This window comes from Streptomyces sp. NPDC015220, assembly GCF_043079345.1.
Taxonomy (GTDB): Bacteria; Actinomycetota; Actinomycetes; order Streptomycetales; family Streptomycetaceae; genus Streptomyces.
Map to the genome: position 1 here is coordinate 271,071 of NZ_JBIBUK010000003.1, position 13,371 is coordinate 284,441.

At 72.6% G+C, this 13,371-nt stretch carries 9 protein-coding genes; 3 read left to right on the forward strand and 6 right to left on the reverse strand.

Annotated elements, in window-relative coordinates; translation table 11 throughout:
* Window position 1 precedes the first annotated feature (1 nt).
* Window positions 2–2,839 carry an N-acetylmuramoyl-L-alanine amidase gene (locus tag ACF061_RS10330; protein WP_392266405.1) on the forward strand — a complete coding sequence of 946 codons (2,838 nt, stop codon included), beginning with the start codon at window positions 2–4 and terminating at the stop codon, window positions 2,837–2,839.
* Between the two features lie 259 nt (window positions 2,840–3,098).
* Here the strand turns inward: ACF061_RS10330 and ACF061_RS10335 are convergent, their stop codons facing one another.
* A complete protein-coding gene (locus ACF061_RS10335) occupies window positions 3,099–3,515 on the reverse strand; it encodes a MerR family transcriptional regulator (RefSeq protein WP_392266406.1) in 417 nt (138 codons plus the stop codon).
* A 593-nt stretch (window positions 3,516–4,108) separates the two neighbouring features.
* Here ACF061_RS10335 and ACF061_RS10340 point away from each other — a divergent pair.
* Entirely contained in the window at window positions 4,109–5,608 is a 1,500-nt protein-coding gene (locus ACF061_RS10340; RefSeq protein ID WP_392266407.1) for a SulP family inorganic anion transporter, read from the forward strand.
* A gap of 89 nt (window positions 5,609–5,697) precedes the next feature.
* Here ACF061_RS10340 and ACF061_RS10345 read toward each other — a convergent pair whose 3' ends face one another.
* From ACF061_RS10345 to ACF061_RS10365, 5 genes are all read right to left on the reverse strand, one after another.
* The gene (locus ACF061_RS10345; RefSeq protein ID WP_392266408.1) at window positions 5,698–6,954 is read right to left on the reverse strand and encodes an MFS transporter; all 1,257 of its coding nucleotides are present in this window, start codon (window positions 6,952–6,954) and stop codon (window positions 5,698–5,700) included.
* Between the two features lie 139 nt (window positions 6,955–7,093).
* Window positions 7,094–8,308 (reverse strand): acyltransferase family protein, encoded by a 1,215-nt coding sequence (locus ACF061_RS10350; RefSeq protein WP_392266409.1) that lies wholly within the window; start codon window positions 8,306–8,308, stop codon window positions 7,094–7,096.
* An 89-nt stretch (window positions 8,309–8,397) separates the two neighbouring features.
* Complete coding sequence (locus tag ACF061_RS10355) at window positions 8,398–10,104, reverse strand: FAD-binding oxidoreductase (RefSeq protein WP_392266410.1); 1,707 nt, start codon at window positions 10,102–10,104, stop codon at window positions 8,398–8,400.
* A 109-nt stretch (window positions 10,105–10,213) separates the two neighbouring features.
* Entirely contained in the window at window positions 10,214–10,957 is a 744-nt protein-coding gene (locus ACF061_RS10360; RefSeq protein WP_392266411.1) for a hypothetical protein, read from the reverse strand.
* A gap of 158 nt (window positions 10,958–11,115) precedes the next feature.
* Window positions 11,116–12,186, reverse strand: a complete 1,071-nt coding sequence (locus ACF061_RS10365; protein ID WP_392266412.1) for a VOC family protein — start codon at window positions 12,184–12,186, stop codon at window positions 11,116–11,118.
* 412 nt (window positions 12,187–12,598) lie between these two features.
* Between ACF061_RS10365 and ACF061_RS10370 the strand changes: the two genes are divergently transcribed.
* Entirely contained in the window at window positions 12,599–13,042 is a 444-nt protein-coding gene (locus tag ACF061_RS10370) for a MarR family winged helix-turn-helix transcriptional regulator (protein WP_392266413.1), read from the forward strand.
* The last annotated feature ends 329 nt before the right edge of the window (window positions 13,043–13,371 follow it).

Consider the following 13,371-nt stretch of genomic DNA (forward strand, 5'->3'; position numbering starts at 1 on the left):
CTTGAACGCGGGCCATCGCAGAGACCGCAGGAAGAAGAGACTGCTCGTCTACGGTGTGGCCGCCGCCGCGGTCGTCGCCACGACGGCCGGAACCCTGGCCGTGGCGGCGCCGGGACTCCTCGGCCCCGACGACACCCAGACCGCCGCCTCCCCCGGACTGCAGAGCCAGTTCGAGCGGGCCGCCAGGGAGTTCCACGTCCCGCAGAGCGTGCTCATGGCGTTCTCCTACCGGCAGACGCGCTGGGAGGACCACGACGGGCTGCCGAGCACCACCGGCGCCTACAACGTCATGGGCCTCACGGACGTCGACGCCGGGGACCTCGCCGACGGCCAGGACGACGCCGACGCGCGCGAGCAGCAGCTCGACCACATGAACCTCAGCGGCGACCCGGTCATCGAGAAGCACTTCGACGCCCAGAAGGCGCTCAAGGGCCTGCGCGAGAAGCCGGTCGACACCAGTGACCCGCGGCTGCACACCCTGGACAAGGCGGCCGACCTGATCGACGCCTCGCCGGAGAAGGTGCGCGGCGACGCCGGGCAGAGCATCCGGGCGGGCGCCGCGCTGCTCGCCCGGTACCAGAAGGACGCCACCGGCTCGCTGCCGGACGACCCGGGCGCCTGGTACCCGGCCGTGGCGCGGGCCAGCCAGGCCCCCGACCACAAGGGCGCGGAACTCTTCGCCAAGCGCGTGTACGAGTCGATCAGGACCGGCGAGAGCCGGGTCACCACGGACGGCCAGAGCGTCACCCTGCCCGCCGACCCGACGGTGCGGCCGAAGAAGTCCTCGGACCTCGAACTCGCCGCGGCCACCACGGGCACCACCCCGGCGCCCGACTGCCCGTCCGGCCTGAACTGCGACTTCCGCCCCGCCGCGTACAAGCAGAACAACGCCGCCGACAACACCGACTGGGGCAACTACAACGTCGCCAACCGCCCGGTGACCGGCAACGAGATCAACTACATCGTGCTCCACGACACCGAGGGCAGCTACGACGCCTCGCTCGGGGTGTTCCAGAACTCGACGTCGTACGCCAGCACGCACTACCTCATCCGCGCCTCCGACGGTCTGGTCACCCAGGTCGTGCAGAACAAGGACGAGGCGTGGCACGCCGGCAACAAGAGCATGAACATGCACTCGATCGGCATCGAGCACGAGGGCTACGCGATCAAGGACGGTAGCTGGTACACGGAGCCGGAGTACGAGTCCTCGGCCACGCTGGTGAAGTACCTGGCGAAGAAGTACGGCATCCCGCTGGACCGTGAGCACATCATCGGCCACGACGAGGTCCCCGGCGTCCTGGACGCCAACGTCAAGTCCCAGCACTGGGACCCGGGCCCGTTCTGGGACTGGAACCACTACATGACGCTGCTGGGCGCCCCGACCGGGTCCGGCGGAGCCGGCGGCCTCTACAAGGCCGGGCAGGTGATCCGCGTGGTCCCGCCGTTCACCACGGCCAACCAGCCCAAGCTCACCAACAACGGCCAGCAGGTCGCCGCCCAGCCGGCCAACTTCACCTACCTGTACGCCGAGCCGTCCACCGGCTCGGCCGCCCTCACCGACGTCTACCTGGGCAGCCAGAGAGCGACCGAGGGCTGGAACTGGGCCAACAAGGTCGTGGCCGGCGGTGAGTACGTCGTCGCCGGGACGAGCGGGGACTGGACCGCCATCTGGTACGGCGGCCAGAAGGCGTGGTTCTACAACCGGGGCGGCCAGTTCGCCACCGCCGTCACCGGCCAGAGCGTGGTCACGCCCAAGGCGGGCGTCGGCTCCGTCGCGGTGTACGGCCGCACCTACCCGGAGGACACCGCGTACGCCGGCACGGGTGTGAACGTCCAGAAGAACAACGGCGACGCGCTGACCAAGTACAGCCTCCCCGCCGGGCAGAAGTACGAGCTGGCCGGCAAGGCCGTGACCGGCTCCTACTACAACAGCGGCACCGTCGACGGCTCCGGCGAGGGGTCGCGCACGGTGGTCGTGGGCGGCAACACCTTCTACCCGATCCGCTACAACCACCGGATCGCCTGGGTGCGCACCACCGACGTCGACGTGGTCGCCGGCACCGCACCCGACCAGGGCACCGACCGCTACAACATCCTCGGCCGGGACGCCTCGGGCGTGCTGTGGCAGTACCAGGGCAGCGGCAGCGCCTCAGCGCCGTTCCTGGCCCGCTACCGGGTCGGCGCCGGATGGAACACCTACGACACGGTGACGGCCCTGCCGGCGCTGCGCGCGGACGGCACCGGCGACCTGGTGGCCCGCGACAAGAGCGGCGTGCTCTGGTACTACAAGGGCAGCGGCAAGCCGTCCGCGCCCTTCCTGGCGCGCACCAAGGTCGGCGGCGGCTGGAGCGTCTACGACACCGTCATCGGCGCCCGGGACCTGAACGGCGACGGCAAGGCGGACCTGGTGGCCCGGGACAAGAGCGGCGTGCTCTGGTTCTACAAGGGAACCGGCAGCGCCTCCGCGCCGTTCGCGACGCGCACCAAGGTCGGCGGCGGCTGGTCCGTCTACGACACCATGGTCGACACCGGCGACCTGAACGGCGACGGCAAGGCGGACCTGGTGGCCCGGGACAAGAGCGGCGTGCTGTGGTTCTACAAGGGAACCGGCAGCGCCTCCGCGCCGTTCGCGACGCGCACCAAGGTCGGCGGCGGCTGGTCCGTCTACGACGTGCTGCGCGGCCCGAGCGACCTGAACCGCGACGGCCGGCCCGACCTGGTGGCCCGGGACAAGAGCGGCGTGCTGTGGTTCTACAAGGGAACCGGCAGCGCCTCCGCGCCGTTCGCCGCGCGCACCAGCATCGGCAGCGGCTGGAACACCTACAACACGATCGTCTGACACCGGCGTCCGACGAACCGTCGCAGCCGAGCACACCGCCCGCGGCGCCGCGGCCCTCCCGCACTCGGGGAAGAGCCGCGGCGCCGCGGTCGTTCCCGCGGGCCCGGCTCCGCGGGCAGCGGACACCGGTCCCGCGCCCGCAGGCTCGCGCCCGCCGATCCGCAGGCTCGCGCCCGCAGGTTCGCGCCCGCCGGCCCCGCGCCCGCCGGCCCTCAGGCCCGGCCTCCGAGCCGGCCCGCGGTTCGGTCGGCGCCGCCGTTCAGGAGCGGGTGGCCTCGGCTCCGGCCCGCTCGCAGCGCTCCCGCAGCGTGGCCGCGAACTCCTCGGCACGGGCCAGCTGGACGCGCAGTTCCCCGATCTTCCGGGAGGCCGCCTGCTCGTACTCGCGCACCCGGGCCAGCAGGGCCTCGCGCTCGCCGGCGTCGAGCCCGGCGCCCGCGTCGAGGCGGTCGCTGGCGTCGAGGAGGTCGCGCATCTCGTCCAGGGCGAAGCCGAGGGGTTTCATGCGGCGGATGAGCATGAGACGGGCCACGTCGGACTCGGTGTAGAGGCGGAAGCCGCCCTGCGACCGTGCGGAGGGGAGGACCAGGCCCGTCTCCTCGTAGTGGCGGATGGTGCGCAGGGACAGCCCGGTGCGCGTGGCGACCTCGCCGATCTGCATGTGCTCGCTGCTCACCTGGTGCGCCCTCTCGCGGCTGTGCGGTCGCCGCCCGTCGCCGCCCGTCGCCGTCCCCGCTCCGTGGGACAGCCGTGCGACGCCCGCGCGGACGTCTCCGATCTCTACCCTAACGTTAGGGTAGAGTGCAGTCGGAGGGCCTCGCCCCTCCCTGTGGTGCGGGTCCGCGTCCCGCGCTGTCAGTGCCCGGGCCGACGACGCTCCGGCGACGAGCACCGAGCCCGTAGGAGCGCGCATGTCCATGATGCCCGCCGCCGCCTGCCCGCCGTGATCCGCCGCCCCTGACCGGCTTCCGCCAGGCCGCCGCCCATAGGTGTCCACCGGCGTCCACCGGACGGCTCCGGCGGTCCGCCGGCCGCGGGCGCCCGCGGCGCGCACCCGCCGAGTGCGCGCGTTCGGACGTGCCGCTCCCCACCTCCCCGCCCGCACCGCCTGACACCTCCCCGCCCTCCCCGCCCTCCCCGATCTTCCCGGCCCGCACTGCCCGGCGCGGGCCGCGCAGGGGCCGCCCGTCCGGCTCCGCGGCACCCTCCCCGCACGCTCTCCCCCGCACGCCCGCCCCGGGTGTGCCCGACCACGGCAGGTACGTCTCCTTGTCCTCCTCCGCACCGTCGGCGGCCGCACGGCCGCGCGTGGGCCGCCCCTCCTGGCTGTCCCCGAAGATCTTCCGCACCGAGGTCATGGCCGGGCTGGTCGTCGGCCTGGCGCTCATCCCCGAGGCGATCTCCTTCTCGGTGATCGCCGGAGTCGACCCCAAGGTGGGGCTGTTCGCCGCCTGCACCATGGCGATGACGATCGCCTTCGTCGGCGGCCGGCCCGCGATGATCTCCGCCTCCACCGGCGCGGTCGCCCTGGTCGTGGCCCCGGTGGCCCGCCAGCACGGGCTGGGCTACCTGATCGCCACCGTGATCCTGGCCGGCGTGTTCCAGATCGTCCTGGGCCTGCTCGGGGTGGCCAGGCTGATGCGGTTCGTGCCGCGCTCGGTCATGGTCGGCTTCGTCAACGCGCTCGGCATCCTGCTGTTCACCGCGCAGCTCCCCAACCTGCACGACGTGCCCTGGGCGGTCTACCCCCTGGTCGTCGCCGGCCTGGCGCTGATGGTGTTCTTCCCGAGGATCACCAAGGCGGTGCCCGCACCGCTGGTGGCGATCGTGATCCTCACGGTGATCACCGTGGCGGCCGGGATCGCGGTGCCCACGGTGGGCGACAAGGGCAAGCTGCCGTCCTCCCTGCCCTTGCCCGGGCTGCCCGACGTGCCGTTCACCGCGCACACGCTGACGGTCGTCGCTCCCTACGCGCTGGCGATGGCCCTGGTGGGGCTGATGGAGTCGATGATGACCGCCAAACTGGTCGACGAGCTCACCGACACCCGCTCCGACAAGACCCGCGAGTGCGTCGGGCAGGGCATCGCCAACATCGTCACCGGCTTCTTCGGCGGCATGGGCGGCTGCGGGATGATCGGCCAGACGATGATCAACGTCAAGAGCGGCGCCCGGACCCGGCTGTCCACCTTCCTGGCCGGGTTCTTCCTGCTGGTCTTCTGCATCGTCCTCGGCCCGGTGGTCTCCACCATCCCGATGGCCGCGCTGGTCGCCGTCATGGTGCTGGTCTCCGTCGGCACCTTCGACTGGCACTCCGTCAGGCCCGCCACCCTCAAGCGCATGCCGCTCGGCGAGACCGCCGTCATGGTGATCACCGTGATCGTGGTCGTCGCCACCGGCAACCTGTCCATCGGCGTCGTCGTCGGCTCGGTCACCGCGATGGTCGTCTTCGCGCGCCGCGTCGCCCACCTGGCCGACGTCACCGCCGTCACCGACCCCGACGGCGGCCAGGTGGTGTACGCCGTCACCGGCGAGCTGTTCTTCGCCTCCTCCAACGACCTGGTCACCCGGTTCGACTACGGCGGCGACCCGGACAAGGTGGTCATCGACCTGTCCGGCGCCCACGTCTGGGACGCCTCCTCCGTCGCCGCTCTGGACGCCGTCGAGACCAAGTACGCCCAGCGCGGCAAGACGGTGGAGATCATCGGCCTCAACACGCCCAGCGCCGCCCTGCACAGGACCCTCAGCGGCGAACTCGCCGGCGGCCACTGACCGGTCCGGACACGCCGAGCGGTGACGGACGCGCGGACGCCACTGAGCGGGTCCGGATACCGGCCGTCCCGGTAGTGGGGGAAAGGCCGTCACGCGGCGGGGCCGGCCGTTCCCCGGGCAGCCGGGACGGCCGCACGACGAGGGACGGCCGCCCCGGCCGCCGCGGCCGCGGGCTCCCGGGTCCCGCCCCGGCGGGCCGGGCCCGCGAGGGAGAGCAGCAGGGCGGTGGCCGTCAGGGCCGCGCCCGCCGCAGCCACCGACGGCAGGCTGTGGCCGCGGGCCAGCAGGAGTCCGCCGAGCCAGCTGCCGAGCGCGATCCCCACGCAGAAGGCCGAGTTGTTGATGGTCAGGGCCATGGTCGGCGACGAGGACCCGGCGGCGGTCACGATGCTGGTGTTGAGGGCCGGGATGGCGCCGAAGTAGGCGGCTCCCAGCAGGCAGAACAGACCGGCCACGGCCCACTGGCTGCCGGGGGGCAGGGCGAGGAGGAGCAGACCCGCCGCGGCCGTGCCCAGCGTCACGGGAACGGCCAGGCGGGGGAAACGATCGGTCGCCCGGCCGCCGGCCGTGTTGCCGACGATGCCTCCCGCGCCGTAGAGCAGGAGCAGCACGGTGACGCCCCGCGATCCGAAACCCGCGGCCTGCGTCAGATAGGGCGAGGCGTAGGTGTAGAGGGCGAACACCCCCGCGGTGCCCAGTGTGATGACCAGGGCGACGAGCAGCATCGGCGCCGGGAGGGCGAGCCGGCGTCGGCCGGTGTCCGCCGGACCCCGCCGGCGGGGACCGGCCGGCGCCGGCGCGGCCTCGGGCGGGGCGTACCGCATGAGCAGCACGGTGGCGGCCAGGCTCAGCGCGGCGAGGGACCAGAAGGTGGCGCGCCAGCCCAAGGCGTTGCCGACCAGGGTGCCGACGGGGACACCGGCCACGCTGGACAGCCCGATGCCGAGCGTGACCTTGGCTCCCCATGCGGCCCGGCGGCCCGCGGGCGCCATGTCCCGTGCCGCCGCCACGAAGGCCGCGACGAGGGTGGAGTGGACCAGCGCGCTCACCACGCGGCCCGCCGTCAGCCAGCCGAAACCGGGAGCGAGCGCGGCCTGGACGTTGCCGAGGACGAACACGCCCATCAGACAGGGCATGAGGACGGCGCGGCGCAGCCGGGCCGTGGCGGCGGTTACGAGGGGACCGACGAGGACGACCGCGACGGCGTACACGCTGATCAGCATCCCGACGGCGGCGAGCGAGACGCCGACGTCGTGCGCGATGGCCGGCAGGATGCCGGCGATGACGCTCTCGGCGGTACCGATGCAGAAGGTGCAGAACATCATCGCGAGGACGGGAAGCGGCATGGGTGGTCTCCTTGGTGGTCTCCTCGGCCGGCCGGCCCCACCGGTCGCGGGCACGACCCCGTCGCACGGGGCGCCGTCGCCCGTGCCCGCGTCCGGCGGGTTGTGCCGCGCCGGGTGAGCGCGGCGGGGAGGCGGGGGCTCAGCCCGTGCCCACGGTGACGGGCCGGTCGCTGTCGCCGCGCGGCGACAGCACGGGGTCCGGTGTCCGTGCCGCCCGTGCCGCCCGTGCCGCGCGGGCCCGGCGCGCCCAGGCCCGCACCACGGGCCGTTCGACGCCGATGTACAGCAGCCAGGCCAGCAGCAGGCTCACCGCGGCGATGAGCACGGCCACGCCGACGGCCTCGGCGGGCGAGTCCGGCTCCCGGAAGCCGAACCGCTCCTGGGCGACGGACAGCAGGATCTGGTGGACCAGGTAGAAGGCGAAGGAGACCTCGCCCAGCCATACGCACACGCGTCCGCTCACCGCCGTGCCGAGGCCCTGTGCGTCCCGTGCCGCCGCGGCGGAGATCAGCAGGGCGAACGGAACCACCACGACGGCGTTCAGTGAGAACAGGAAGGGGACTTCGAGGCTCACCGCGTACCCGGCCACCGCGAGCGCCAGAGCGGGCAGTGCCCCGAGGCCGATCCACCGTCCGGACAGCACGATCCGGGCCATCAGGATGCCGAGCAGGAAGTCGAGCACCCGCACGGGCGGGAAGATGTAGACGAGCCACATCTGTGTGATCGAGTGCCCGTACAGCGGGGAGTTGGCGTGGTTCGGCCCGAACGTCTCCCCGGCAGGGACCAGTCGGACGAGCAGCGGCAGCAGCACGATCGCCGCGGCGGTCCCGGCCGCCCACCACCACAGCCGTGCGTCCCGGATCCGCAGCACCCACCGGTGCAGGACCGGGAAGAGCAGATAGAAGACCAGCTCGCAGGAGAGCGACCAACTGGGGTTGTTGATGCTGAAGAACACGTCGTCACGCGGCACCCACGCCTGCAGCAGCAGGAAGTTGGGCACGCCCTTGCCCCAGGTGGCCGACGCGTAGGCGTACGAGGCCAGGGCGAGGAAGAAGGTGACGACGTGGTTGGGGAAGACCTTGGCCAGCCGGCGTCCGAAGAACGCCCGCGCGGTGTCGTCCTCGCGGACGGACCAGGTCAGGACGAAGCCACTGAGGATGAAGAAGAAGGTGACACCCGCCCATCCGCCGTTCTTCAGAGCGGCGGCGAACGGGCCGTGGTTCTCGCCGGCGGTGGAGTAGGCGTCGAGGAGCGACAGGTGGAACAGGAAGACGAGGAAGGCGGCGAAGAACCGCATCCCGGTCAGTGAGGGCAGCCGGGACGAGCGTCCGGTCGCGGCTGGGGCAGCGGACACGAGGATCACCTCGATGTGTGAGAGCTGGCTGGGGAGTCCCCGAGGGGGGGCGCCGGCGGGCGCCGGGCGGCGCCCGCCGGCGGACGGGATCACGCGGGCCGCACCGACTGGGCGTGCCGGAAGAACCCGGTCGGGTCCCAGGTGGCCTTGACCTTCTGCAGCCGTCGGTAGCCGTTCTTGTAGTAGAGGTCGTGCCACGGCACACCCGAGCTGTTCCAGGTCGGGTCGGCGAGGTCGACGTCGGCGTAGTTGACGAAGCAGCCGTCGTTGATCTCGTTCGGCACCGGCACACCACCGGTGGCGGCGAACATGTCGCGGTAGCACTCGCGGACCCAGGCGATGTTCGCCTGGTCGTCCGCCGAGTCGTTCCACAGGGAGACGACCTGGTACTTGAGCACGGAGTCCCGCTGCGGCACCGCGGTGGCGTCGGGCGCGACCCGGTTCACCGCTCCGCCGTACGAGGCGATCATGAGGAGCGCGCCCGGGTTGTGGAAGTCGTCACGGGTCAGGTGCCGGTAGGCGGCGGCGATCTGGGCGTCGGTGTAGTTGCGCCGGGCGTAGACGGACTTGCCCTTGAACCTGACCGTGGGGTCCGGGCCGGTGAACCCGGGCCACTGTGTCGAGTGCAGCCACGGCACCCGCCGGTACTGACGGACCTCGGGCCGGACGCCGACCCCGGCGCCGACCTCGGATATGTAGCTCTGCAGCAGCCGTTCGGCGCCGGGGGCGCCGGCGTCGACCAGCGAGTCGAGCACCACCGCGCCGGCCGACTTGTGGAACGGCTTGAGCTGGCTGAACAGTGCGGTGTACGGGGAGTTCGGCGCGCTGTTGCGCGCGTGCCAGTCGCCGTGGTTCCACATCAGCCGGGTGAAGCGGGCCTCGGTGAGCTGTTCCCACGGCCAGGCCACCTCGCTCAGCCACACCTCACGCGGGGGCGTGGGGAGCTGCGCGGCCGGATCGCCGCTCGTCGCGCCGGGGGAGCGCAGCCAGTAGCGGGTCACCACGCCGAAGTTGCCGCCGCCGCCCCCGGTGTGCGCCCACCACAACTCCCGGTTGGGATCGTCGGGTTCACGGGTCGCGGTGACCGCGCGGACGGTCCCGTCCGCCTGGACGACCACGATCTCGATGCCGTACAGGTGGTCGACCGCGAGTCCGTCGCGCCGGCTCATGGAGCCGTACCCGCCGCCCTGGATGTGCCCCCCGGCCGCGACGGTGGGGCAGTTGCCGGCCGGCAGGTAGACGCCCCAGCCCTTGTAGAGGCGGTCGTAGACCCGGCCGAGGTGGGCGCCGGGCTGGACGGAGAACGCCTGACGGCGCTCGTCGTACGAGATGTCGTCCATGCGTGACAGGTCGAGGACGACCGCGATCTCCTGGTTCGTGGTGAAGTCCTCGTAGCAGTGGCCGCCACTGCGCACGGCCAGTCGCTTGCCGGAGCCGACCGCCTGCTGCACGGCCCGGACGACATCGGCGGTGGAGGTGGCCAGCACGATCTGCTCGGGGCTGCCGACCCAGCGCTGATTGGTGCCGCGCCGCAGGTCGGCGTAGCGCTGGTCCGCCGGACGCACGGTGACCGGGGCCGGATCGGGGCCGGCGGGGGCACGGTCCGTCGCCGCGGCGGCGGGGCCCAGTCCGGCCGCGGTGACCGCGAGGGCCCCGCCCGCGGCGACCGTGCCGGACAGGAACGTCCGGCGGTGCACCCGGGTACGCGCCGTGGCCCGGGCCCCGGCGCGCTGGGGCGGTGCGGCGGGAGCCGGCGCGCCGGGGACGTCCGGGGAGAGGGGAGCAGACGTAGACATGAGTGAGTCCTTGGAGTGATGGGACGGAGCGGACAGCGAGGGCGTGCCCGGCGGCGCCGGCCGTGCGGGCGCGTCGGAGGGGGTGGGCGCGTGGGGCCGGACGGCGGGGTCAGCCGGACGTCGTCCCCCGGGCGGCGGTCACGTCGAGTGCGCCGAGGTGAATGCCGAACCATTCGAGGACGCCGACGACGCGGCGGGCCTCCACGAGGTCGACGGCGGTCGGCCCGGTGACGACGCCGTGCAGCGCGAACGTCCGCAGGGCTTCCGGGGACAGTGCCACGGCCGTCCCCGGGAACAGACACCTCCCGGCGTACTCGGCGCCCCGGTCGGGCCCGGAGCGGGGCCGGGTGGACCACAGCAGGTACGGGGCCGGTACGCCGCGGTCGGTGGCCCGGACCCAGTCCGGGGAGCGCAGTTCGCGCCGCAGCGCGTCGTACAGCAGGTGGGCTCCCGCGATCCCGGCGCGGAACCGCATGGCCTTGGCCTCGCATCCGCCGATCCAGTCGAGGCGGGCGTTGACCCGGGCGTCGACGGCGTGGATCGGATACTCGACGGCGACGGGGCGCGTCAGGCGCGAGGCCGCGGCCTCGGACCGCAGCCGGCGCATCAGCCGCCGGTATCCGACGAGTCCGTGGACGGGGCCGGCGACGGCCACCCCGGCTGCGGAGAGGCGTTCGGGGGAGGCGCCCCCGGGGGCGGGCGGCAGCATGTCGTGGACCGTGTGCGCCGCTTCGGCGCGGGCCCGGTCCGCCGCATCCCGGGAGATGTGCCGGCAGTCGAGCCAGAGCGCCACCTCCGCCGCTCTGCGCAGCGGCCCGGCCGGACGGATCGGTAACGGGGCGAGCGTGTTCATCAGGATCGCCTCTGCATCGTGGAAGTCGTCGAGCCGCGGCGTGGACGCCCGCGGCCGGGCAGCGCCGGGCCCGGCGCGGGCGTGAGCGGCCCGTGTCGGAGGGCTCGGGATGCCGTGCGGGGATGTTCGGTTCGGGTGCTGGGCCGGCGGCCGCTGGTTCAGGGGCGGTCGTGCCAGCGCAGGCCGCCGGGCGTGGCGCGGCGGGCCGTGGTCCGCGTCTCGTACGGCAGCGATCCGTCCGGCATGTTGATGATCTCCATCTGGATGCCGATCGGAGTGCTGAAGTAGAGCCAGCGGTCGCCGGCGATCGGGCCCTGGGTGATCGTCTCCGGCTCGCCCATCAGCACCACGCCCTCCTGCTCGCGCAGATAGGCGGCGGCCGCGTCCACGTCGTCGACGTAGAAGGCCAGGTGGTGGCCGCCGATGTCGCTGTTGCGCGGCGGACGGGAGCGCAGCGCGCCCGTTCCGCTCTGCCTCAGTTCGCAGTTGGCGGTCGGGCCGGTGCGCAGCAGTGCCCGCCGCGACCGCTCGACGCCGGGCGGCCAGTGGCCGTCCGGCCCGTCCGCCGACTGGGCGCTCTCCACCGGTTCCGCTCCCAGCACCTCGGTGAAGAAGGCGGTGGCGGCGTCGAGATCGGCGACGGTGTAGCTCACGTGCTCGACACCCAGCAGGCCCAGCGAGCGCTCGGCGGCGGTGGAGTACGGCGCCGGCGCGGGGACGAAGCGCCGGCCGTCCGGCCGGACGGGACCGCGCAGCGAGAGCAGCATGCCCCAGGGCGTCAGGAACCAACGGCGGGAACCGTCGGGGGAGTCGGACGGCGGTCCGAGGCGTACGGTGGCCGCCCGGCGCAGATGTCCCTCGGCCGCGTCCAGGTCGCTGACGACCAGGGCGAGGTGGGAGCCGCCGACGTCGCTCGGACCGGGCGGCGAGGTGAGCTGGTCAGGAGCGCTGTACTGGAAGAGTTCCAGGTTGGTGTGGCGGCCGAGCCTGACCAGGGCGACCTGGGCCCGGGCCCGTGGATGCACGCCCAGCTTCCGGGTCATCCAGTCCCCCGAGGGATCCTCGACCGGCCCCTCCCGGTAGCAGAGCTCGCCCCCCAGCACGCCGGTGAAGAACTCCACGGCCTCGTCGAGTCGCGGCACCGTGAAGGCGTGGTGGTCGACGGCCCGTGCGGTGGGCAGACCGGAGAGGGCCGGTCTGGACGACGACGCGGTGACGGCGTTGAGCATGGTTCCCCCTTGGAATGGCGCGGCGTCGAGTGATGGGCACCGCGGCACACGTGTGCACGGACGGTCGGTCACCTACGCGACCGGGAGTGACAGTAGGACAATGTCATTGCGCGCGCAAGGAACTCCTCGTGGAAGACCTGTTGGCCTCGGGGGTTGGCGCTGGGCCTGAGCTGGGCTTTCCGTGGTTTGAAGCGGCCGGTTGGACGGTAACCGATTCAAGGACTTGTTGATCTCTTTGTGTGGGCATGTAAAAGGCGGGTGTTCTGAGGGTTTCCTTGGTTGCTACCGCCTCGTACTCTGGGAATGGTCCGGCCGTCCCTGCTGACGTGGGGCCGGGCCGGCTCCTGTCTAGGCCCGGTCGGCTTCCTCGATGGGCGGTGGAACCCCCGGGCACCCTGAAGAAGGCGACATCATGCGAACGCGCAAGGAAGACAGCGTTGAGCTGTGGAGTCAACTGTCGGTTCTGGTCGCGGAGGTCGGGACCGCGCTGGACAGAAGACTCTCCGAGGACTTCGAGATGGGGCTCACGGACTTCCTGGCTCTGCGCGCGCTGAGCAACGGGGACCCGGCGGGTGTCCGCATGAACGAACTCGCGCAGCTCCTCGGCCTCAACCAGTCCTCGGCGACCCGAGCCGTGCAGCGGCTGGAGGCGCGGGACCTGGCCGAGAAGGCGGCCCACGCGACAGACCGCAGGGGAGTCGTGGTGCGCGTCACGGACGCGGGCCGGGCCATGGTCGCGGACATAGGAAGCCTCTTCCGGCGCGAGGTCGGCATGGCGCTGGAGGTCGCCTCCATGGACAGCAGGACCAGTTCGGTCGTCGCCCGGCTGAGGTACGCCCCGACCCTGGAGCGCTGACCCGAGCCGCCCCGCCGCGCCCCCCGTCGAACCGGCGGGGGGTTTCTCGCGCCCGAACACCCGGTGCGCCGGTGTCCGGGGCACGTCCTTTCCTTGCGAAGACATGCACCACTCGGGCACTTCAGGCCATCCCAGGCGGTTCCCTTCGGCAGAAAGACCCAGGTCATACGGCATCAGCCGCTACCTCATGGCCTCATTCCAGCCGACCTCCGGTTCGATGGAACCGGCATGTTCTTGCGTGCGCAATGAATGCTGTGTCAGGGTCGGTGTCGGCAACGGGGGGCAGGCCACGATGCGGTGGCCGAGATCCGTGCAGGCGGCCCGGAGGG